We start from the raw sequence: 22667 nt of genomic DNA, 5'->3' as shown, positions 1-22667 counted from the left end.
GACCTTCGTAGCTGGCAGGGGTGACCATCAAGCGTAACCCGGTGCTCAGCCTTTCAGCGCCGCCCGCAGTCCCGGCCGGGACGCCCGCGCCCAGACCTCGGGCAGTTCACGTTCCCGTTCCGCCGCCGCTGCCTCCTCACGGCCGTACAGCAGGCCCCAGGTGAACGCCGACTCCCCCGCGCCGTGGGCCTGGACCGCCAGGGTGCGCAGCGCGTCCCTGGCGACGACGCTGTCCTGGTGGTCGCCGAGGACCGACTGCACGGACTTCATCCGTTTGGCGAACCTCTTCGCCGGCTTCCCGAGGGCGGGCCTGGCGGCCTCGGCGGCGTATCGGACGCGTTTGGCGGCCTTGCGCGCCTCGTGCATGGCCACGTCGCGTTCCTGGCCCGGATGCTGCTCCAGGGCGTGTCCGACGCGGGTGGCGAGGCGTGCGTAGTCCTTGAGCACGGCGGGGGGCAGCGCGTCCCCCGGCGGGCGCGCGGCGTCGGGGAGCAGCGGCGGATCGGCGAGGAGGGCGTCCAGGGAGTCCAGCAGGGCCAGGTAGCGCTCGGCGTCCAGCACGGAGGCGACGCGCCGCCGCGAACCGGTGCGCCGGGCGACGGAGGTGAGCCTCAGCCGGGCGCTCACGGGGCCCAGGAGAAGGGTGTCGGGCAGCCGGCCGACATGGGCCCGGAGCCGCTCGTCGAGGACTTCCTGGTCGCGGTCGACCCCCAGCTCGGCGGCGAGCCACTTCAGCTCGTCGCGGAGCGGGTCGGTGGCGGACCGGTCGAGTATGCCGCGGTACGTCCTGAAGGCGCTGCGCAGCCGTCGGGTGGCGACCCGCATGCGGTGCACGCTGTCCGGCAGGTCACGGCGTACGGCCGGGTCGAGCGCGACGAGGGCCGCGACCTGTCGGCGTACGTAGACGAGCACATGGTCGCCCGCGGTGCGCGGGGAGGACTTTCCCGCCGGCTTCCGGGGCTTTTTCTTCCCCGTCTTCCGCCGGCGCCGGCCCGGGGCGGTCTCGGCGAGCGCCCTGGCCAGCTTGGACGGCGCGGCCGAGGGACGGACACCGGCCTTGCGCAGCCTTCGCTCGACGGCGTCGAGGAGGGCGGGGTCGGCGTCGTCGGCCAGTTCGACCTCCAGCTCGGTCCAGGCCGATGTGATGCCGCGGCCTTCCACCGTGAGGCGCTCCGCGAGGACCTCGTCGATGCTCAGCTCGGCGAGCAGGGTGCCGTCCGCGCCGAGGAGGTGGTGGACGTCGCGGGCGGAGAGTATCCGGACGACGGGGGTCACCGGGGTGTGCCGCACCCGGGAGCGGAGAAGCTCGCCGAGATCGGACGGCAGGGCGTCGGTGAGCGGGGCCCGGATCTCGTCACGGACGTCGGTGGAGACGGGGATCTTGAGGTGCCACCCGGCGTCGTCCCCGCCTGTTCTGCGGCGCAGTGTGAGGGAGTCCGCGGCCAGCCGGAAGTCCTGGGTGTCGTAGTAGACGGCGTCGAGTTCGCTGAGACCGCGGTGGACGACCGCCGAGACCCCGGCCGTGCGGGTCAGGTCGGGCAGCCGGGTTTCGGGAGTCGCTTCGTACTTCCGCTCGACCTCACGCTTCGAGTCCGCCATATGACGAACCTATCCGCGATGCCCCGGAATATGCAGGGCGGAGCGAAGTGCCGGTCGGTCCGGGTGCCTCAGGCCGACATCGGCCGTTGCACCTTGATCGACTGGAGCAGGCCGACCGCCACCCAGACGGCGAACATCGAGGAGCCTCCGTACGACACGAACGGCAGCGGAAGTCCGGCCACCGGCATGATCCCGAGCGTCATTCCGATGTTCTCGAACGACTGGAAGGCGAACCAGGCGATGATGCCGGCGGCCACGATCGTCCCGTACAGCTCGGTCGTGCCGCGGGCGATGCGGCAGGCGCGCCACAGGACGACGCCGAGCAGGAGGATGATCAGTCCGGCTCCGAGGAAGCCGAGCTCCTCGCCCGCGACGGTGAAGACGAAGTCGGTCTGCTGTTCGGGGACGAACTGCCCCGTCGTCTGGGAGCCGTTGAAGAGCCCGGTGCCCGTAAGTCCGCCGGAGCCGATGGCGATGCGCGCCTGGTTGGTGTTGTAGCCGACGCCGGCCGGGTCGAGTGCCGGGTTGGCGAACGCCGCGAAGCGGGCGATCTGGTAGTCGTCGAGGACGCCCAGCTGCCAGACGGCCACCGCGCCCGCCGTGCCCGCGCCGAGGAGTCCGAAGACCCAGCGGTTGGACGCACCGGAGGCGAGGAGCACGCCGAGCACGATGACGGCCATGACCATGACGGAGCCGAGGTCGGGCATCAGCATGACGACGGCCATCGGGACGAGGGCCAGGCCGAGTGCCTTGGCGACGGTCCGGTGGTCGGGGTGCAGCTGGTCGCCCGCGTCGACGCGGGCGGCGAGCAGCATCGCCATGCCGAGGATGATCGTGATCTTGGTGAACTCGGAGGGCTGGAGGGAGAAGCCGCCGGGGAGGAGGATCCAGGCGTGCGCGCCGTTGACGGTGGCACCCAGCGGGGTGAGGACCGCGAGGACGAGCAGGACCGACAGCCCGTAGAGCACCGGCACCGCTCCCCGCAGGGTGCGGTGCCCGAGCCAGATGGTGCCGATCATCAGGGCGAGGCCGATGCCGGTGTTGAGCGCGTGCCGGAAGAGGAAGTAGTACGGGTCGCCGTGCGTGAGGGACTCACGGCCCCGGGTCGCCGACCAGACCAGCAGCGAGCCGACGAAGGACAGCGCGACGGCCGATCCCAGCAGGGGCCAGTCCAGCCGCCGCACGACGGAGTCGCGGGCGGTGAGCTTGGCCCAGACCGAGCGTTCCTCGGGGCCGTAGCGCGGGACGGAGAAGCCTGCCATCAGTCACGCCTCCCCACGGTCGCGGGAAGCGCGCCGGCGAGCGCCTGCGTGCCGTCGTCGACGGGCGCGGGGGTGTACGGCTTGATCTTGGGCGACTCGATCTGGCCGTCCGGCTTGATCGTGGGCAGGGTCTTCTGGGGCGTGGGCAGCAACGCCTTCTTGAGGTCCTGCTTGCCGCTCGCGTCGAGCCCGTAGAGCGCGTTGTAGATGTTGCGCACGGCGGGGCCGGACGCTCCGGAGCCGGTACCACCCTGGGAGATCGTCATGACGATCGAGTAGTCCTTGGTGTACGTGGCGAACCAGGAGGTCGTCTGCTTGCCGTAGACCTCGGCCGTGCCCGTCTTGGCGTGCATCGGGATCTTGTCCTGGGGCCATCCGCCGAACCGCCAGGCGGCGCTGCCCCGGGTCGCGACTCCCGCGAGGGCTTCGTCTATCTTGTCGCGCGTGCCCGCCTTGAAGGGCAGCTTGCCGTGGGCCTGGGGCGCGATCTCCTGGACGGTCTTGCCGTCGCCGCTGACGACTGCCTTGCCGACGGTCGGGTCGTACAGGGTGCCGCCGTTGGAGATCGCGGCGTAGATGGTCGCCATCTGGATCGGGGTGACGAGCGTGTCGCCCTGGCCGATGGAGTAGTTGACGGAGTCACCGGCGCGCATCTTGTTGCCCTCGATGCAGCCCTCGTACGCGATCTTCTCGACGTACGTGCCGTCCTTCTTGCCCTGCTTGCACCAGGACGCCTTGTTGGCGTCGTAGAAGTCCTGCTTCCACTGGCGGTCGGGGACGCGGCCGGAGACCTCGTTGGGGAGGTCGATGCCGGTCTCCTTGCCGAGCCCGAACTGGTGGGCGGTCTTGTAGAACCAGTCCGCCGGGTCCTTCTTCGGCTTGTTGCCGCCGTCCTTGGCCCATTCCTTGTGTGCCAGGCCGTAGTAGACGGTGTCGCAGGAGACCTCGAGCGCGCGTCCGAGGCTGATGCTGCCGTAGCCCTGGGACTCGAAGTTCTTGAAGGTCTGGCCGCCGATGGAGTACGAGCTCGGGCACGGGTAGTTGCCGTCGAAGTCGTATCCGGCGTTGACCGCGGCGGTCGAGGAGATGACCTTGAAGATCGACCCGGGTGCCGCGGTGCCCTGGATGGCCCGGTTCAGCAGCGGGAAGTTGGACTTCTTGCCGGTGAGCTTGGCGTAGTCCTTTGCGGAGATGCCGCCGATCCAGGAGTTGGGGTCGTACGTCGGCAGGGAGGCCATGGACACGATGCGTCCGGTCTTGGCCTCCATGACGACGACGGCGCCGGAGTCTGCCTTGTACAGCTCGTTGGTGTTGCGGTCCATCTCCTTGCGGGCCGTCTCCATCGCCTGGTTGAGCTCGTACTCGGCGACGGCCTGGACCCGGGCGTCGATGGACGTGACGACACTGGAACCGGGCTCGGCCTCGTCGTTCTGCGCCTGGCCGATGACGCGCCCGAGGTTGTCGACCTCGTACCGGGTGACACCGGCCTTGCCGCGCAGTTCCTTGTCGTACGTGCGTTCAAGGCCGGAGCGGCCGACCTGGTCGGAGCGGAGGTACGGCGAGTCGGTGTCCTGGGCCTTGGTGACCTCTTCGTCGGTGACCGGCGAGAGGTAGCCGAGGACCTGGGCGGTGTTGGCCTTGCCGGGTGCGGCGTAGCGGCGTACGGCGGTGGGTTCGGCCGTGATGCCGGGGAAGTCCTCGGCGCGCTCACGGATCGTGAGGGCCTGCTGGGTGGTGGCCTCGTCGGTGACCGGGATCGGCTGGTAGGGCGAGCCGTTCCAGCAGGGCTGCGGGGTCTTGGCGTCGCAGAGCCGGACCTTGTCCTGGACGTCCTTCGGCTTCATGTCGAGGACCCCGGCCAGCCGGGTGAGGACACCGACGCCGTCGTCCTTCATCTTCATCAGCTCGGTGCGGCTCGCGGACACGACGAGGCGCGTCTCGTTGTCGGCGAGGGGCACGCCACGCGCGTCGAGGATGGCCCCCCGGACGGCGGGCTGCACGACCTGCTGGACGTGGTTGTTCTTGGCCTCGTCGGTGTACTCCTGCCCGTTGCGGATCTGGAGGTACCAGAGCCGGCCGCCGAGTGTCAGGAGCAGGGAGAAGACGAGGACCTGGATCACGACGAGACGGATCTGGACCCGCTGGGTCCGGCCCGTCTCCGGGATGTTGCTCACAGGATGCCCCCGGTACTGGTGGGTCGGGTGGGGGTACGGGGGTCGCCCCCGGAAGGAAACGGCCTCACAGGCGCTTGACCCCCTTGATCCTTCCTGCGCGGGAAGCGCGGCTGCGTGCTGCCCTCAGGCGCATCCCGCCCCGCTGGCTGCCGATCCGCAGCCCGGTGCCGGTGGCCAGCCAGCCGGCGGCGACGTCGCCGCTTCCTGAACTGTCGGCCACCGGGTCGTTCTCGGTACGTCTCGCGAGCGCCATGATCAGCGGAACGGTGAACGGCGCGAGGAGCAGGTCGTACACCGCGGCGGTGAACAGCAGGCTGCCCAGGCCCACATGACGGGCGGCCGTGTCGCCGACCAGGGCGCCGACACCGGCGTACAGCAGGGTCGAACCGAGCGCCGCCGCGACGACGAAGGCCATCGGGGTGAAGGCGGACTTGAGCTGGCCGTTCTCGGGGCGGGCCAGTCCGGCGAGGTAGCCGATGACGCAGAGGACCAGGGCGTAGCGCCCGGCGGCGTGGTCGGCGGGCGGTGCCAGGTCGGCGAGGAGGCCCGCGCCGAAGCCGATGAGGGCGCCGCTGACGTGCCCGTACACGAAGGCGAGCCCGAGGACGACGAGGAGCAGCAGGTCGGGGGTGGCCCCGGGGAGCTGGAGGCGGGCGAGGACGGAGACCTGGATGACGAGGGCGACCACGACCAGGGTGGCGGAGAGCAGCGTCCGGTTCAAGCGCATGGGGATCAGCTCTATTCCTGGTCGTTCGCCGCGTCGTCGGCTGCCGTGTCGGCGCCGCCGGAGGCCTCCGGGGAGGCGCCCGGGGAAGCGGACGCGCCGGGCTCCTCGTTGATGTTCCCGACGACCTTCCCGTCGGCGTCGACGAGGTCGCCGTTGGGCTGGGCGGTGACGGTGACGGTCGGGGTGGGCTTGGGCTTCGCGGGCTTCTTGGGCTGCTTCGGCAGGACCATGTCGCGGGGGTCCTCGCGGGGCGCCTGGACGACGATGCCCACGATGTCGAGCTTGGTGAAGCCGACGAAGGGGCGGACGAAGACGGTCCGGGTGAGGTCACCGCCGGACGGGTCGACGCGGACGACCTCGCCGACCGGCACGCCGGGGACGAAGGGCTTGTCCTTGCTGGAGCCGAAGGTGACCAGCCGGTCGCCCTTCTTCACGTCGGCCTTGCCGTTGAGGAACTGGACCGACAGCGGACGGGATCCCTGGCCGGTGGCGAAGCCGAGCTCGTCGGTCTTCTCCATCCGGGTGCCGACGGTGAAGTCGGGGTCGTTGGCGAGCAGGACGGTCGCGGTGTTCGGGCCGACGGTGGTGACCCGGCCGACGAGCCCTTCGCCGTTCAGTACGGTCATGTCGCGCTTGAGGCCGTCGTTGGCGCCGGCGTCGATGGTGATCGTCCAGGAGAAGCCCTGGGCCGCTCCTATGGCGATGACTTCGGCGGCCTTGATGCCGTACTGGCCGGCCCCGGCGCTCTTCAGCATGGTGTCGAGCTGGCGGACCTTGCTGGTGTTGCGGTCGTCGCTGCCGAGCTTCGTCTTCAGCGCGGCGTTCTCGTGCTCCAGGGCCGCGATCCGGTCGTGCCGGTCACCGGACTCCCGTACGGCGCCGATGGCGTTGCCCACCGGGTCCACCGCCGCCGAGACGCCGTTCTCGACCGGTCCGAAGACCGTGGCGGCGGCCTGCCGGGCTCCGTCCACCGGTGACTCCTCGCCACCGCGGATATCCACCGTGATCAGGGCGAATGCGATGGCGATCAGCAGCACCAGGAGCAGCCGGCTCTCTCGTGTGTCCCTCACGTGCGGCGGCCGTGCCTTCCTCGTCGGAATGTTCGTGCCTGTATACCAACGTTCCGCCGTACGGGACGGCAGTGCCCGTACGGCGGAACATCGTGTTCTACCGTCGGGGCTGGGCGTCCAGCACCTGCTGGAGTGCCTCGAACTCCTCGACGCACTTACCGGATCCGAGAGCCACCGAGTCCAGCGGGTCCTCGGCGATGTGGATCGGCATGCCCGTCTCGTGGCGGAGCCGCTCGTCGAGTCCGCGCAGGAGCGCGCCGCCACCGGTGAGGACGATGCCGCGGTCCATGACGTCGCCCGAGAGCTCCGGCGGGCACTTGTCGAGCGTCGTCTTCACGGCGTCGACGATCGCGTTGACCGGCTCCTCGATGGCCTTGCGCACCTCGGTCGCGGAGATGACGACGGTCTTGGGCAGGCCCGAGACCAGGTCGCGTCCGCGGATCTCGGTGTGCTCGTCCTTCTCCATCTCGAAGGCCGAGCCGATCGTGATCTTGATCTGTTCGGCGGTGCGCTCACCGAGGAGGAGGGAGTACTCCTTCTTGATGTGCTGGATGATCGCGTTGTCCAGTTCGTCACCGGCGACCCGGATGGACTGGGCCGTGACGATTCCGCCGAGCGAGATCACGGCGACCTCGGTGGTGCCGCCACCGATGTCGACGACCATGTTGCCGGTGGCCTCGTGGACCGGCAGGCCGGAGCCGATGGCCGCGGCCATGGGCTCCTCGATGATGTGCACCTGGCGCGCGCCGGCCTGCGTGGACGCCTCGATGACGGCGCGTCGCTCGACCCCTGTGATGCCGGAGGGCACGCAGACGACCACCCGGGGGCGGGCCAGGTAACGGCGCTTGTGGATCTTGAGGATGAAGTAGCGGAGCATGCGCTCCGTGATCTCGAAGTCGGCGATCACGCCGTCCTTCAGGGGCCGCACGGCAACGATGTTGCCCGGCGTGCGGCCGATCATCTTCTTGGCCTCGGCGCCGACCGCCAGGATTCCGCCGGTGTTGGTGTTGATGGCCACGACGGACGGCTCGTTCAGAACGATGCCGCGCCCCCTGACGTACACCAGCGTGTTGGCAGTCCCGAGGTCGATAGCCATGTCACGGCCGATGAACGACATTGAGTTCCCCTTGTTCCCCATGAGGATGCGTCGGGCCTTCCCAGAAGCGAAGAATGGCTTGTTTCAGGTAGGCGAGGGTTGGCGCTGCGGGCGTGGAAGCTTCCATCGTAGTGCCGTATGCACGGACACAGCGCGAGGGTCCTTCGCCATGGCGAGCGGAACGGCTGCCCGTTCCACCCATGGTGACGTTACGTCGGAGGGATGCGTTCCCGCGATACGTGACCCTATGCCGAAGGGCGGCCGAATTAGACCGACCGGCACATGAGGGGTGGGTGAAGGAGCGGGGTTGGGTGCGTGCAGCTGCAAGGCGGAGGATCGATGCAACGCGGAGCGTTGTTGAGTGACGACAACGCGGCAGATGTGCGTGCCCAACCCCGCGACGCCGCCCCTCATGGGCCGGTCGGTCTCACTTCGGTCGCCCCAGGTCATGAGCGCTGATTGGCGGAGCCGAAGTCAGGAAAGTCCGTGAAAGAACAGCTTGAGTTCTCGCTCCGCGGACTCCTCGGAGTCCGAGGCGTGGATGAGGTTCTCCCGGGTGATCGTGCCGAAGTCACCACGGATCGAGCCGGGCGCGGCGGCGATCGGGTCGGTGGGGCCGGCCAGGGCGCGGACGCCCTCGATGACACGCTCGCCTTCGGCCACCAGAGCGACGACGGGGCCGGACGCCATGAACTCGACGAGCGGCTCGTAGAACGGACGGCCCTTGTGCTCGCCGTAGTGCTGCTCCAGGGTCTCCTGGTCGAGCGTGCGCAGCTCCAGCGCGGTGATCGTCCAACCGGCCTTGCGTTCGATGCGGCCGACGATCTCGCCGATCAGCCCCCGCCGCACGGCGTCGGGCTTGAGAAGGACGAGGGTGCGCTGAGTCATGTACGGCTCCTTGCAGACTTCCGGTGGCGGGTGAGGGCGAGATTACAGGGGTACGCGAACGACCCTACGGCCGGGTTTACCCTGCGTCATCCTTGGGCGGGAGCCTCTGCGCTCTCCTGCGCCTCGGCCTGGGCCGCCCACCGCGCCTTGGCCTCGTCGATCCTGCGGCCGTAGTGCACCGAGGCCCACCACAGGGCACCGAAGATCACTCCCAGGATGAACATCATCGGGACGAAGAAGCCGCTCAGCACCAGCACGATCTGGAGCGCCCAGCCGAGCTGCACACCACCCGGCCGGGTGATCACGCCGCAGAGCAGGACGGACAGCAGCATGCCGATGCCGCAGACCGTCCAGACCGTGGCCATGGACAGGTCGTCGGACTTCATCGCCACGAGTCCGGCGAAGCCGATCACGAAGAATTCACCGATCAGCGTCGATGCACAGAGCGTACGCACAGGTCAGCGCCTTCCCAGGAGCAGCCGGGCCTCGCCGACCGTGATCACGGATCCGGTCACCAGGACTCCGGCGCCCGCGTATTCGGCCTCTTCCTCGGCGAGGGTGATCGCCGCCTCCAGCGCGTCGTCCAGACGCGGCTCGACCTGGACGCGCTCGTTGCCGAAGACCTCGACGGCGACCGCGGCCAGGGCGTCCGCGTCCATGGAGCGCGGGCTGGAGTTCTGGGTGACGACGATCTCGGCGAAGATCGGCTCGAACGCTTCGAGGAGGCCACGCACGTCCTTGCCGTCGCTCGCGCCGACGACCCCGATGAGCCGGGAGAAGCTGAACGCCTCGGAGACACCCTCGGCGGCGGCCAGGGCGCCGGCCGGGTTGTGCGCCGCGTCCAGGACGACGGTGGGGCTGGACCGCACGACCTCGAGGCGGCCCGGCGAGAGCACCGAGAGGAAGGCCTTGCGGACCGAGTCGACGTCGAGGCTGCGGGCCTGCTCCGCGCCGATGCCGAAGAACGCCTCGACGGCGGCGAGCGCCACCGCCGCGTTGTGCGCCTGGTGCGCCCCGTAGAGCGGGAGGAAGATGTTGTCGTACTCGCCGCCGAGGCCCCGCAGGGTCAGGAGCTGGCCGCCGACCGCGATCTCGCGGGAGACGATGCCGAACTCCATGCCTTCGCGGGCGACCGTGGCGTCCACCTCGACGGCCTTCTTCAGCATCACCTGCGCGGCGTCGACCGGCTGCTGGGCCAGGATCACCGTCGCGCCCTGCTTGACGATGCCGGACTTCTCGCCGGCGATCTCGGCTGCCGTGGAGCCGAGACGGTCGGTGTGGTCGAGCGAGATGGGGGTGACGACGGCGACCGAGGCGTCGATGACGTTCGTCGCGTCCCAGGTGCCGCCCATGCCGACCTCGACGACCGCGACGTCGACCGGCGCGTCGGCGAAGGCCGCGTACGCCATGCCCGTCAGCACCTCGAAGAACGAGAGCCGGTAGGGCTGCTGGGCGTCGACCATCTCGACGTACGGCTTGATGTCGTTGTACGTCTCGATGAAGCGCTCGGCCTCGATCGGGGCGCCGTCCAGGCTGATCCGCTCGGTGATCGACTGGACGTGCGGGGAGGTGTAGCGGCCGGTGCGGAGCTCGAAGGCGCCCAGCAGGGCCTCGATCATGCGGGCCGTGCTCGTCTTGCCGTTGGTCCCGGTGATGTGGATCGAGGGGTAGGCGCGCTGGGGCTCACCCAGGACGTCCATCAGGGCCGCGATCCGGGTCACCGACGGCTCGAGCTTGGTCTCGCCCCAGCGTCCGGCGAGCTCCTGCTCCACCTCCCGCAGCGCCCGGTCGGTCTCGGGGTCGGAGGGGCGGTCGGGGACCGCCTCGCCCTGGGGCGGACCCGACTGGGTGCGCAGCGTCCGGCTCCCGGCCTCGATCACCGCCAGGTCGGGGTCGCGCTGGGTCTCTTCGTCGACGATCTCCGCGAAGGTGTCGTCGGGGTCGGACTCGTCGTGCCGGTCTGAAGGGCGGGGCTCACTCACAGGGCCAGTCTACGGATGGCCACCGACATCGCGCGCAGCGCCCGCTGCCGCGCTCCCCCGGTCACGGCCCGGGACACGGCGAAGCCCCCGCACTCCCGGTCGGTCGGGGGCGCGGGGGCTCCGTACTCAGGTCATCAGCCCTTCGGCAGGTTCGCCAGCTGGGCGGTGATCCGCTCGATGTCGGACTCGGCCTTGGCGAGCCGGCCACGGATCTTGTCGACCACGTTGTCCGGGGCCTTGGCCAGGAAGGCCTCGTTGCCGAGCTTGCCGGTGGCCTGGGCCTTCTCCTTCTCGGCGGCGCCCAGGTCCTTCGTGAGCCGCTTGCGCTCGGCCTCGACGTCGATGGTGCCGGACAGGTCGAGGGCGACCGTGGCTCCGGCGACCGGCAGGGTGGCCGTGGCGTGGAAGCCCTCACCGGCGGGCTGCAGGCGCAGCAGCTGGCGGATGGCCGCCTCGTGGGGCGCGAGGGCCGTACCGGTGACGGTCAGCTCGGCCGGGACCTTCTGACCGGGCTGCAGCCCCTGGTCGGCGCGGAAGCGGCGGACCTCGGTGACGACCTGCTGGACGAGCTCGACCTCCTTCTCGGCCGCCTCGTCACGGAAGCCGCTGTCCTTCGGCCAGTCGGCGACGACGACGGACTCGCCGCCGGTCAGCGTGGTCCACAGGGTTTCCGTCACGAACGGGACGATCGGGTGGAGCAGACGCAGGGTGACGTCGAGGACCTCACCGAGGACCCGGCCGGAGACCCGGGCCTGCTCGCCGCCCGCGAAGAAGGTCGTCTTGGAGAGCTCGACGTACCAGTCGAAGACCTCGTCCCACGCGAAGTGGTAGAGGGCGTCCGAGGTCTTGGCGAACTGGAAGTCGTCGTAGAACCGGTCGACGTCGGCGACGGTCTTGTTCAGCCTGGACAGGATCCAGCGGTCGGTGGCCGTCATCTCGGACGCGTCCGGGAGCGGGCCCTGGACCGTGGCGCCGTTCATCAGGGCGAAGCGGGTGGCGTTCCACAGCTTGTTGGCGAAGTTACGGGACGCCTTGACCCAGTCCTCGCCGATCGGCACGTCGGCACCCGGGTTGGCCCCGTTGGCCAGGGTGAAGCGGACGGCGTCGGACCCGTAGGCGTCCATCCAGGTCAGCGGGTCCACCGCGTTGGGGTTCGACTTCGACATCTTCTTGCCGAACTCGTCGCGGACCAGGCCGGTGAGGGCGACCGTCTTGAAGGGGATCTCCCCGTCCATCGCGTACAGCCCGAACATCATCATCCGGACGACCCAGAAGAAGATGATGTCGTGGCCGGTGAGCAGGACATCGGTCGGATAGAACTTCTTGAGGTCCGGCGTCTCCTCCGGCCAGCCGAGCGTGGAGAACGGCCACAGGCCCGAGGAGAACCAGGTGTCGAGGACGTCCTCGTCCTGGGTCCAGCCCTCGCCCGTGGGCGCCTTCTCGTCGGGACCGACACAGACGACCTCGCCGTCGGGGCCGTACCAGACGGGGATGCGGTGGCCCCACCAGAGCTGGCGCGAGATGCACCAGTCGTTGAGGTCGTCGACCCAGTCGAAGTACCGCTTCTCCATCTCCTTGGGGTGGAGGGCGACCCGCTCGTCGCGGACCGCGTCGCCCGCGGCCTTCGCGAGGGTCTCGACCTTGACCCACCACTGCAGGGAGAGCCGCGGCTCGATGGTCGTCTTGCAGCGGGAGCAGTGGCCCACGGAGTGGACGTAAGGGCGCTTCTCCGCGACGACGCGGCCCTGTTCGCGCAGCGCGGCGACGATGGCCGAGCGGGCCTCGAAGCGGTCGAGTCCCTGGAACGGGCCGGGCACGGTGATGACACCGCGCTCGTCCATGACCGTGAGGGACTCCAGGTCGTGCCGCTGGCCGATGGCGAAGTCGTTGGGGTCGTGGGCGGGGGTCACCTTGACGGCGCCGGTGCCGAACTCCGGGTCGACGTGCGTGTCCGCGACGACCGGGATGGTGCGGTCGGTGAGCGGCAGCTTGATGCGCTTGCCGATGAGGCGGGCGTACCGCGCATCGTCGGGGTGGACCGCGACGGCGGTGTCACCGAGCATCGTCTCGACCCGGGTGGTCGCGACGACGAGAGTCTCGTCGCCCTCGCCGTACTGGAGGGAGACGAGCTCGCCCTCGTCGTCCTGGTAGTCGACCTCGATGTCCGAGATGGCCGTCAGACAGCGCGGGCACCAGTTGATGATGCGCTCGGCGCGGTAGATCAGGCCGTCGTCGTAGAGGTCCTTGAAGATCTTCTGGACGGCGCGGGACAGTCCCTCGTCCATGGTGAACCGCTCGCGCGACCAGTCCAGGCCCGCGCCCAGGCGGCGCAGCTGGCCGAGAATCTTGCCGCCGTACTCTTCCTTCCACTGCCAGACGCGCTCGGTGAACGCTTCCCGGCCGATGTCCTGGCGGGACTTGCCTTCCTCGCCGAGCTGCTGTTCCACCTTGTTCTGGGTGGCGATCCCGGCGTGGTCCATGCCGGGCAGCCACAGCGTCTCGAAGCCCTGCATGCGCTTGCGGCGCGTGAGGGCGTCCATGAGCGTGACCTGGAAGGCGTGGCCCAGGTGGAGCGCACCGGTGACGTTGGGCGGCGGGATGACGATCGTGTACGGGGGCTTCTCGCTCTCCGGGTCCGCCGTGAAGTAACCGCGCTCTACCCAGCGCTCGTACAGCTTCCCCTCTACCTCGGCCGGCGCGTACTGGGTCGGCAGTTCGGGGATGCTGGCTGGCTGCTGCGCTGCGTTCTCGGTCACGGCACACAGTTTAGGGGCGTCACAGTCGTGCACTGAAACCGGTTTGTTCAGTAACGGTGTACGCCCGGATGCCCTATGTGACCGCAGCTTCCGTCAGGATGTTCGGAACGCATAAGCATTCTGGAGGGGACAGCGCAATGAGCTACAACCAGCCGGGCCCGTACGGCGGGCAGCCGCCGCAGGGCCAGCCCGGACCGTACGGCCAGCAGCCAGGTCCGTATGGGCAGCAGCCGGGCCCGTACGGCGGTCCGCCCCCGCAGGGTCCGCCGCAGGGCCAGCCCGGCTACGGTTACCCGCAGCAGGCCCCCCAGGGCGTCCCGCCGCAGCAGCAGCCCCCGCAGGGCTACGGCTACCCGCAGGGCCAGCAGCCGGGCCCGTACGGCCAGCAGCCGCCCACTCCCCCGTACGGCGGCCAGCAGGCCTACCCGGGCATGCCGCCGCAGCCGGGCGGCGCCCCGAAGAAGAAGACGGGCCTGATCATCGGCGCGGCCGTGGTGGCACTGGCGGTCGTGGCGGGCGGGGTGTACTTCCTGACGTCGGGCGGCGGCAACGGCGACGTGGCCGACTCCACCAAGGGGTACAAGATCACGCCGGCCGCCTCGGTGGACGACTACAAACAGGACTCCTCCAAGGCGAAGCCGGGCGCCGCGATGACCGGCAAGGACAAGACCGAGGCCGAGGCCCTGGGGGTCAAGAACCCCAACGAGGTCGGCGCCCAGTACATGAGCGGTGATCTCGAGAAGAACCCGCTCACCACGAAGATGCTCATGCTCCAGGGCATCTGGGGTGAAATCGACGACCCCGAGAAGGTCATCGACGGGTCGTTCAAGAACGCCGAGAGGGAAGCGGCGATGGACGAGGACGCCAAGGGGTCGCTGGTCGGCAGCCCCAAGAGCGTCAAGCCGGCTGGCTTCAAGGATGCCCTGATGAAGTGCCAGGACGTCAAGATCGTCAACGACGATGCCGACGGCACTCCGGCGAAGGGTCCCAAGGAGATGACCATGCCGGTCTGCATCTGGGCCGACTACAGCACCGTCGGCGTGGTGATCGGCTTCGACATCGGTGGCGCCATGACGAACAAGGCGATGACGCAGGACGAGACGGCCGCACTCGCCGCCAAGCTCTACAACACCTCCCGCACCAAGGTCTGATCCCGTACAGCGCGAAGGGGCGCCCGGCCGGTGGCCGGGCGCCCCTTCGGCGTCTGTGGTGCGCTGCCTCTACGCGGACTTCTCGTGGCGGCCGCCGTCGTTCTTGCCGATCGTGCGCGGCTCGCGCGGGACCAGCCGAGTGACCGTCGACTCAGAGTTTCACCGAGACGTTTCCGACGGTGGCCAGTATCGTCAACTCGCCTCCGATGGCATGCAGGTAGGCCGACATCGTCGACGTGTCCAGGCGCACGCCACCACGCTCGATCTGGCTGATCCGCCCCTGCGTCACACCCATCGCCTTCGCCACCTGCACCTGTGTCATCCCCTGCGCCTTCCGGAGTGACGCCAGCTCATGCCCCCGCTCCGCATCGACCATCTCGCTCTTGATCGCGTCGATGCGGGCGCGCTTCTCCGGCGTGATATCAGCGGTGAGGTCAGCCATGCTCCCGAGATTCATCCGTCGTCCTCCTCCTTCAGAGCTTCAAGGTAAGCCATGTACTTGGCGTCGGCCTCTTTGATCGCTTTGGGGTACCAGGCCGCCCATTGCCGTCCGCTCGCCTTGTTTCCGGCGACGAGGAACACCGCCCGTCGCACCGGATCGAAGACGAAGAGCATCCGGATACTGACGTTGCTGCCGTTGCGTGGACGGAGTTCCCGCATGTTGCGGTACCGGCTGTCCTCGATCGCCCCGACCGTCGGGCGCCGTAACGCCGGACCGGCTTCCTGGAGGCGCTCCAAGGCAGCGATGACGTGATCATGACTGTCCGGATCCTCCTTGGCGAGCATGCGAATCCATTCCAGGACATCAGCGAAGAATCTAAGTTCGTACGAACCGTCCACAGCGAGCAATATTAGCACTGACTAATATCGATGAGCCGCGAAAGGGGCGCCCGGCCGGTGGCCGGGCGCCCCTTCGGCGTCTGTGGTGCGCTGCCTCTACGCGGACTTCTCGTGGCGGCCGCCGTCGTTCTTGCCGATCGTGCGCGGCTCGCGCGGGACCAGCGTCGGGTTGACGTTGTTGCGGACGACGTCCGGGGTGATGACCACGCGGGCCACGTCCTTGCGGGACGGGACCTCGTACATCACGGACTGGAGGACTTCCTCCATGATGGCGCGCAGACCGCGCGCGCCCGTCTGGCGGAGGATCGCCTGGTCGGCGATGGCTTCCAGCGCCTCGCGCTCGAAGTCCAGCTCCACACCGTCGAGTTCGAACAGCCGTTGGTACTGCTTCACCAGCGCGTTACGCGGCTCGACCAGGATCTGGAGCAGCGCCTCGCGGTCCAGGTTGTGGACCGAGGTCAGCACGGGGAGGCGGCCGATGAACTCGGGGATCATCCCGAACTTCACCAGGTCCTCCGGCATGACCTCCTGGAACTGGTCGCTCGCCTGGATCTCCAGCTTGGAGCGGATTGTGGCCCCGAAGCCGATGCCCTTGGCGCCGGCCCGCGACTCGATGATCTTCTCCAGGCCCGAGAAGGCGCCGCCCACGATGAACAGCACGTTCGTCGTGTCGATCTGGATGAACTCCTGGTGCGGGTGCTTCCGTCCGCCCTGCGGCGGTACGGAGGCGGTGGTGCCCTCCAGGATCTTCAGCAGGGCCTGCTGGACGCCCTCGCCCGACACGTCGCGCGTGATCGACGGGTTCTCGCTCTTGCGGGCGACCTTGTCGATCTCGTCGATGTAGATGATGCCGGTCTCGGCCTTCTTGACGTCGTAGTCAGCGGCCTGGATCAGCTTCAGCAGGATGTTCTCGACGTCCTCGCCGACATAGCCGGCCTCCGTCAGCGCCGTCGCGTCCGCGATGGCGAACGGGACGTTGAGCATGCGGGCCAGCGTCTGCGCGAGGAGCGTCTTGCCGGAGCCCGTGGGGCCCAGCAGCAGGATGTTGGACTTGGCGAGCTCGATCGCGTCGTCGCGGTTCGCACCGCCGCCGTTCTCCCCGGCCTGGACCCGCTTGTAGTGGTTGTACACAGCGACCGAGAGGGCCTTCTTCGCGGGCTCCTGCCCGACGACGTACCCCTCGAGGAACTCGTAGATCTCGCGCGGCTTGGGGAGCTCCTCCCACCGCACCTCGGAGGTCTCGGCGAGCTCCTCCTCGATGATCTCGTTGCAGAGATCGATGCACTCGTCGCAGATGTACACACCGGGTCCCGCGATGAGCTTCTTCACCTGCTTCTGGCTCTTTCCGCAGAACGAGCACTTGAGCAGGTCGCCGCCATCACCGATGCGTGCCACGAGGTGCTTCCCCTTCGCCTGGGAGCAGCCTGGTTCAGCGGCTCCTGGTGCCTCTATCCGACGGTACCTTGCCTGGCCCCCCGTTCGGGCCCCCCTTGGCACGGTTCACACGGCCGGGGCCGTGCTACTGGAATGTGCCAAGGGGAAAGACCGACGTCAGACGGACGCGCCTGCGGTGGTCTTACGGGTGGACACGATCTGGTCCACCAGACCGTACGCGAGTGCGTCGTCCGCCGTAAGGATCTTGTCGCGCTCGATGTCCTCGCTGATCTTCTCCAGCGGGGTGGTGGAGTGCTTCGCCAGCATCTCCTCGAGCTGGGTGCGCATCCGCAGGATCTCGTTGGCCGCGATCTCCAGGTCGGAGAGCTGCTCACGGCCGGTCTGCGACGAGGGCTGGTGGATCAGCACACGGGCGTGCGGGAGCGCCATGCGCTTGCCCGGGGTGCCCGCGGCCAGCAGGACGGCGGCGGCGGAGGCCGCCTGGCCCATGCAGACCGTCTGGATGTCCGGCTTCACGAACTGCATCGTGTCGTAGATCGCGGTGAGCGCGGTGAACGAGCCGCCGGGGCTGTTGATGTAGATCGAGATGTCGCGGTCCGGGTCCATCGACTCCAGGCACAGCAGCTGCGCCATGACGTCGTTGGCCGAGGCGTCGTCGATCTGGACGCCGAGGAAGATCACGCGCTCCTCGAAGAGCTTCGCGTACGGGTCGTACTCGCGCACGCCCTGCGAGGTGCGCTCCACGAAGCGCGGGACGACGTAGCGGTTGTCCACCTGCGGGCCGGTGTAGAGACCGCTCGCGGAGGCGCCGGAGAAGTTGTTCATGTGGGTGTTCACCATCCTGGTGGCGTATCTGTGGGCTGGAGGTCTCGGCGTACGAGAGGGTGCGGGGTGGTGCACGCCCGGATCAGGCGCCGGTGCCGCCGCCGCCCGGGATGCCCGACGCGAACGTGATGATCTCGTCGATGAGGCCGTACTCCTTGGCCTCCTCGGCGGTGTACCAGCGGTCGCGGTCGCCGTCGCGGATGATCGTCTCCACGGTCTGGCCGGAGTGGTGGGCGGTGATCTCCGCCATCCGCGTCTTCGTACGGAGCAGGTACTCGGCCTGGATCTTGATGTCCGAGGCGGTACCGCCGATGCCGGCCGAACCCTGGTGCATGAGGATGTCGGTGTTCGGGAGCGCGAAGCGCTTGCCCGCCGAGCCACCGGTGAGCAGGAACTGGCCCATCGAGGCCGCCATGCCCATACCGATGGTGACCACGTCGTTCGGGATGTACTGCATGGTGTCGTAGACCGCCATGCCTGCCGTCACCGAGCCGCCGGGGCTGTTGATGTAGAGGTAGATGTCCTTGTCGGGGTCTGCGGCAAGGAGCAGAAGCTGTGCGGTGATCTTGTTGGCGATGTCATCGTCGACCTGCTGACCGAGGAAGATGATGCGCTCGCCGAGCAGTCGGCTGTAGACCTGGTCACCGAGGCCTCCACCGAGGGACGGCTCTCCGGCGGCGTAGGGCATCAGATTCGTCACGTATCCACCTGCTCGTCTCTGACGGCTCCGGCCGTCTCAGCGTCTTCGTACCGGGTGGGCCGGGACTACCCGACCCTTCCTCTTCATGGACCCTAACGCGCAGGTGGGACAACGCCATCCCGCTTCCCCAACTGTTCGCTGGGAGCGCAAGGTGCGCAGTCCCCACAAGGGTTCCCGGGCGCGCTCCCGGTGCGTTGCCCCCGGCGCGGGCCGATACGGCGGCGGGCCCCGGACGGCATACGTCCGGGGCCCGCCGTGCGGATCAGATCAACGAGCGGAGCGAGGCTCAGGCCTCGTCCTTCTCGTCCTTCTTCTCGTCGGCTGCCTCGGCGGCCTCGACCGCCTCGGTGGCCTCCTCCGCTGCCTCTTCCTCGTCCTCGAGCTCGACGATCTCACCGTTGGTGTCGACGACCTTGGCGGCCTCGACGACGACGGCGAGCGCCTTGCCGCGGGCGACCTCGCCGACGAGCATCGGCACCTGGCCGCCTTCGACGACGGCCTGGGCGAACTGGTCGGGGCTCATGCCGGAGGACTGCGCACGCCGCATGAGGTGCTCGGTGAGCTCCTCCTGGTTGACGTTGAGCTTCTCCTTGTTGACGAGCTCGTCAAGGATGAACTGGGTCTTGATGCCCTTGACGGCCTGCTCGGACGTCTCGTTCTCGAACTCCTCCAGGGTCTTGCCCTGGATCTCGAGGTACTTCTCCAGGTCGAGACCCATCTGGCCGAGCTGGTGGTGCTCCAGGTTGTGCTTGCGGGTCTGGACCTCGTCCGCGAGAAGCTTCTCGGGGATCGGGACCTCGGCCAGCTTCAGCAGCTCCTCGAGGACGCGCTCCTGGGCCTGGGTGGCCTGGTCGTACTGCTTGGTGCTCTCGAGGCGCTTGCGGCTGTCCTCGCGCAGCTCGGCGAGCGTGTCGAACTCGCTCGCCATCTGCGCGAAGTCGTCGTCCAGCTCGGGCAGCTCGCGCGAGGCGACGGCGGTGACCTTGACGGTGACCTCCGCTTCCTTGCCCTCGGCGGAGCCGCCCTTCAGCTCGGAGGTGAAGGTGGCCTCGCCACCCGCCTCCAGGCCGGTCACGGCCTCGTCGATGCCGTCGAGGAGCTCGCCGGAACCGATGGTGTACGAGACACCCGCGGCCACGCCGTCCTCGAGGACCTCTCCGTCGACCTTGGCCTCCAGGTCGATGGTCACGACGTCGCCCTCGGCGGCGGCGCGCTCGACCGGGTTGGTCGAGGCGAAGCGCTCACGGAGCTGCTCCACGGCCTTGTCGACGTCCTCGTCGGTGACTTCGAGTGCGTCCACGGTGACCTCGATGCCGGAGTAGTCCGGGATCTCGATCTCGGGACGGACATCCACCTCGGCGGTGAAGGCCAGCAGTTCGCCGTCCTTGAGTTCGGTGATGTCAACCTCGGGCTGGCCCAGAACGTTGAGCTCACCCTCGTTGACAGCCTCGGTGTAGAACTTCGGAAGGGCGTCGTTGACGGCCTCCTCCAGCACAGCACCACGGCCGAACCGCTGGTCGATGACGCGGTTGGGGATCTTGCCCTTACGGAAGCCCTTCACCGTGACCTGCTGGTTGATCTTCTTGTACGCCGCGTCGAGGCTGTCCTTGAGCTCCTCGAAGGGCACCTCGATGCTGAGCCGAACCCGAGTCGGGTTCAGGGTCTCCACGGCGCTCTTCACGGTTCGGTCTCCTTGGTGGCTGACTTCTTGGGGTTCTGCTGGGCCGCCGAGAGGCGGCTTCGCGGATCGAGCCCGGTACATCAGACACACGGGCACGCAATTTGAATAGTAACGGCAAGGGGGAGGACTCCCACAATGCGATCTTGCTGGTGGTCGGGGTGGCCGGATTCGAACCGACGACCTTCCGCTCCCAAAGCGGACGCGCTACCAAGCTGCGCCACACCCCGTCGGTGCGACACGTAGGGTACATGCAGAAGGGCACTGCGTCGGCCGCTTTACACAGGCGGTGACCGGGGCCGTCACGGGGGCACTCCGGATACGGGTGTGCGCGCACCTTCCCCGACCCGCTACGATGCTTTCCGTACCGCGGTCCCCGGACCTCTGATGCGGTGCTTGCGGGCGTAGCTCAATGGTAGAGCCCTAGTCTTCCAAACTAGCTACGCGGGTTCGATTCCCGTCGCCCGCTCCAACGGCCCAGGGCCGGGCGGAGGACTCTTCCTCCGCCCGGCCCTGGGTGTTTTGTACGACGTGTTCTGTACGACCCGCTTCCCGATCCCACCCCGGCCCGCGGCACGCGTGGGGCCCGGTCGGCGGTCGTCCGCCCGGCCGGGCCCGTCCGGCGGCCGTCAGAAGCTGATCTGGTTGATCGTGTCGGCTATCGAGTTCATGAATCTGTTGATCGACGGCGCCATGCCCGTCGAGGCCAGGAAGAAGCCGAAGAGCACGGCGACGACCGCCGGGCCGCCCTTGATGGATCCGCCGCGGATCAGCACCACGAGGACGATCCCCAGCAGAAGCACCACAGACAGTGAAATGGCCACGACTGATCACACCCTTGGTCGGTCCGCCTTGCCGGCCCGGTGGCGTGCGGCCGGCACACCTCCGTCGCGTCCATCGTGCCACCAACTCCCCTGTGGCTGCTGCCGGGTGATGGAGAGGGATGACCGGATCGCGCCATCCTCGCGCCCGTGTGCCCCCGCGTGCGCCCTGGTGCGCTCCGGCGTGTGCGGCGCCCGGCCCCGGGGCTGGCGCGGACCCCCGCGGAAAGCTGTGCGGCCGCTGTGCGCAGGGCAGTTCGAATATCAACCGATGCGATCGTTTCCATATCCCCACACTTCATTCACAGTGATTTGCCAGGAGTTCGTGCGACGAAATTCACTCTCGTCAACAACCCGCCGATATGCCCTGTTTAAGCCGGATGAATCAGTACGTAACGGGCAGTTGCCGGTAGTTTCGTTTTTGAATGACTGGGAACACGCGATATCTCTTGAGGGTTTTACGCATACCGATCGACCGGTCTAAGGTGCATGAGATGTCCAAAGCTCCGAGCGAAATTCAGAGGGCCCCGATCACCCCGGAGAGCCGGGAGTCGGAGCCGAGACACGAGCAGACCGCGATGGTCACGGAGGCCCCCTCCCGCGCTGCCAGGACCGCTCCGGCCCGCACCACGGAGCCTGCGCCCGCCAAGCGTCGTGACGCGTACTTCGACAATGTGAAGTACCTCGCGATCGTGCTGGTCGCCGTGGCCCACGCGTGGGAGCCGGTGATGGACGGCAGTCGTACGGCACGGGCGCTGTACATGATCGTGTACACGTTCCACATGCCGGCGTTCATCCTCGTCTCGGGCTATTTCTCACGGTCGTTCGACATGAGTGCACCCAGAGTGAAGCGCCTCGTGACCGGGGTCGCGGTGCCTTATGTCCTCTTCGAGACCGCGTACTCGCTCTTCAGGCGGTACGCCGGCGGCGAGGACGACACGCCCATCTCGCTGCTCGACCCGCTGTTCCTCACCTGGTTCCTGATCGCCCTGTTCATCTGGCGGGTCACCACACCCCTGTGGCAGTCGCTGCGCCACCCGCTTCCGGTCGCCCTCGTGATCGCCATGCTCGCCTCGGTCTCGCCGGACATCGGTGACGACCTGGACCTGCAGCGCGTCTGCCAGCTCCTGCCGTTCTTCGTGCTCGGCCTGCTGATGAAGCCCGAGCACTTCCAGCTGGTCCGGCGGCGCGAGGTGCGGATGCTCTCCCTTCCGCTGGTCGCCGGGTCCCTGGTCTTCGCGTACTGGGCCGCGCCGCGCATGCAGCTCGGCTGGTTCTACCGCAGCAACAGCGCCCAGGAGATGGACTTCCAGTGGTGGGCGGGGCCGGTGATGACCCTGGCCATGTTCGGATGCGCACTGCTGCTCACGGTCGCGTTCCTCGCCTGGGTCCCGCGCCGCCACATGTGGTTCACCGCGCTGGGCGCCGGGACGATCTGCGGCTACCTGCTGCACGGCTTCCTGGTGAAGGGTGCCGACTACTACGACCTGTTCGACCGCTACGAGTGGCTCTCGGGGCCGCTGGGGCTCGTCGTCGTCTCCGTCGTCGCGGCCGTCGCCGTGACGCTGCTCTGCACCCCGCCGGTCCGGCGCGCCCTGCGCTTCGCGACCGAGCCGGACATGAACTGGGCGTTCCGCCGGAGCCCCGCCAAGCGCTGAGCCTGTCCGGATCGGCCCCTCCCGCCGGGGGCCGGTCCTGTCGGT

The 22667-nt window shown here is 68.5% G+C and carries 19 protein-coding genes and 2 tRNA genes; 3 read left to right on the top strand and 18 right to left on the bottom strand.

Translation table 11 applies throughout. The annotated features are described in order from the left end of the window. Positions 1-45: 45 nt before the first annotated feature. The 10 genes from ACIRD8_RS15510 to ACIRD8_RS15465 form a co-directional block, all read right to left on the bottom strand. A complete protein-coding gene (locus ACIRD8_RS15510) occupies positions 46-1599 on the bottom strand; it encodes a CHAD domain-containing protein (RefSeq protein ID WP_403990686.1) in 1554 nt (517 codons plus the stop codon). A gap of 68 nt (positions 1600-1667) precedes the next feature. Next, a complete protein-coding gene (rodA, locus tag ACIRD8_RS15505) occupies positions 1668-2861 on the bottom strand; it encodes a rod shape-determining protein RodA (protein ID WP_403990683.1) in 1194 nt (397 codons plus the stop codon). Then, the gene (gene mrdA / locus ACIRD8_RS15500; RefSeq protein WP_403990680.1) at positions 2861-5035 is read right to left on the bottom strand and encodes a penicillin-binding protein 2; all 2175 of its coding nucleotides are present in this window, start codon (positions 5033-5035) and stop codon (positions 2861-2863) included. Before mrdA ends, rodA begins: the two co-directional genes overlap by 1 nt. A gap of 64 nt (positions 5036-5099) precedes the next feature. After that, positions 5100-5762, bottom strand: a complete 663-nt coding sequence (gene mreD / locus ACIRD8_RS15495; protein WP_403990677.1) for a rod shape-determining protein MreD — start codon at positions 5760-5762, stop codon at positions 5100-5102. Between the two features lie 11 nt (positions 5763-5773). Next, entirely contained in the window at positions 5774-6832 is a 1059-nt protein-coding gene (mreC, locus tag ACIRD8_RS15490) for a rod shape-determining protein MreC (RefSeq protein ID WP_403990674.1), read from the bottom strand. A 97-nt stretch (positions 6833-6929) separates the two neighbouring features. Beyond that, the gene (locus tag ACIRD8_RS15485) at positions 6930-7949 is read right to left on the bottom strand and encodes a rod shape-determining protein (protein WP_073746922.1); all 1020 of its coding nucleotides are present in this window, start codon (positions 7947-7949) and stop codon (positions 6930-6932) included. 453 nt (positions 7950-8402) lie between these two features. After that, a complete protein-coding gene (ndk, locus tag ACIRD8_RS15480) occupies positions 8403-8816 on the bottom strand; it encodes a nucleoside-diphosphate kinase (protein WP_403990671.1) in 414 nt (137 codons plus the stop codon). Between the two features lie 86 nt (positions 8817-8902). After that, on the bottom strand, positions 8903-9271 hold the full coding sequence (locus ACIRD8_RS15475) for a DUF4233 domain-containing protein (protein ID WP_403990668.1): 369 nt from the start codon (positions 9269-9271) through the stop codon (positions 8903-8905). A gap of 3 nt (positions 9272-9274) precedes the next feature. Next, positions 9275-10798, bottom strand: coding sequence for a bifunctional folylpolyglutamate synthase/dihydrofolate synthase (locus tag ACIRD8_RS15470; RefSeq protein ID WP_403990666.1), 1524 nt, complete (start codon positions 10796-10798; stop codon positions 9275-9277). Between the two features lie 134 nt (positions 10799-10932). Continuing rightward, positions 10933-13554, bottom strand: coding sequence for a valine--tRNA ligase (locus ACIRD8_RS15465; RefSeq protein WP_403990663.1), 2622 nt, complete (start codon positions 13552-13554; stop codon positions 10933-10935). 137 nt (positions 13555-13691) lie between these two features. Between ACIRD8_RS15465 and ACIRD8_RS15460 the strand changes: the two genes are divergently transcribed. Then, positions 13692-14705, top strand: coding sequence for a hypothetical protein (locus ACIRD8_RS15460; RefSeq protein WP_403990660.1), 1014 nt, complete (start codon positions 13692-13694; stop codon positions 14703-14705). 151 nt (positions 14706-14856) lie between these two features. On the opposite strand, the gene ACIRD8_RS15455 is transcribed toward ACIRD8_RS15460, so the two are convergent. The 7 genes from ACIRD8_RS15455 to ACIRD8_RS15425 form a co-directional block, all read right to left on the bottom strand. Beyond that, complete coding sequence (locus tag ACIRD8_RS15455) at positions 14857-15147, bottom strand: helix-turn-helix domain-containing protein (protein ID WP_403990657.1); 291 nt, start codon at positions 15145-15147, stop codon at positions 14857-14859. 11 nt (positions 15148-15158) lie between these two features. Then, positions 15159-15491: a type II toxin-antitoxin system RelE/ParE family toxin gene (locus ACIRD8_RS15450; RefSeq protein ID WP_403990654.1), complete on the bottom strand. Its 333-nt coding sequence runs from the start codon at positions 15489-15491 to the stop codon at positions 15159-15161. A gap of 150 nt (positions 15492-15641) precedes the next feature. Continuing rightward, on the bottom strand, positions 15642-16940 hold the full coding sequence (clpX, locus tag ACIRD8_RS15445; RefSeq protein ID WP_103516222.1) for an ATP-dependent Clp protease ATP-binding subunit ClpX: 1299 nt from the start codon (positions 16938-16940) through the stop codon (positions 15642-15644). Between the two features lie 156 nt (positions 16941-17096). Then, positions 17097-17780 carry an ATP-dependent Clp protease proteolytic subunit gene (locus ACIRD8_RS15440; protein WP_031091966.1) on the bottom strand — a complete coding sequence of 228 codons (684 nt, stop codon included), beginning with the start codon at positions 17778-17780 and terminating at the stop codon, positions 17097-17099. Between the two features lie 67 nt (positions 17781-17847). After that, positions 17848-18453 carry an ATP-dependent Clp protease proteolytic subunit gene (locus ACIRD8_RS15435; protein ID WP_403990748.1) on the bottom strand — a complete coding sequence of 202 codons (606 nt, stop codon included), beginning with the start codon at positions 18451-18453 and terminating at the stop codon, positions 17848-17850. Between the two features lie 298 nt (positions 18454-18751). Further along, positions 18752-20146, bottom strand: a complete 1395-nt coding sequence (tig, locus tag ACIRD8_RS15430; RefSeq protein ID WP_403990651.1) for a trigger factor — start codon at positions 20144-20146, stop codon at positions 18752-18754. A gap of 150 nt (positions 20147-20296) precedes the next feature. Further along, a tRNA-Pro gene (locus ACIRD8_RS15425) sits at positions 20297-20373 on the bottom strand. 168 nt (positions 20374-20541) lie between these two features. On the opposite strand from ACIRD8_RS15425, the gene ACIRD8_RS15420 reads away from it, so the two are divergent. Next, positions 20542-20615, top strand: a tRNA-Gly gene (locus ACIRD8_RS15420). A 157-nt stretch (positions 20616-20772) separates the two neighbouring features. Here ACIRD8_RS15420 and ACIRD8_RS15415 read toward each other — a convergent pair. Further along, complete coding sequence (locus ACIRD8_RS15415; RefSeq protein WP_073746901.1) at positions 20773-20967, bottom strand: hypothetical protein; 195 nt, start codon at positions 20965-20967, stop codon at positions 20773-20775. 491 nt (positions 20968-21458) lie between these two features. Here ACIRD8_RS15415 and ACIRD8_RS15410 point away from each other — a divergent pair, with 491 nt between their 5' ends. Further along, entirely contained in the window at positions 21459-22622 is a 1164-nt protein-coding gene (locus ACIRD8_RS15410; protein ID WP_403990648.1) for an acyltransferase family protein, read from the top strand. Positions 22623-22667: the final 45 nt, after the last annotated feature.

This window comes from Streptomyces sp. NPDC102451 (genome assembly GCF_044765485.1).
Lineage (GTDB): Bacteria > Actinomycetota > Actinomycetes > Streptomycetales > Streptomycetaceae > Streptomyces.
The sequence above is the reverse complement of the archived record's forward strand: the minus strand, read 5'-3'. Positions and strand labels throughout refer to the sequence as shown.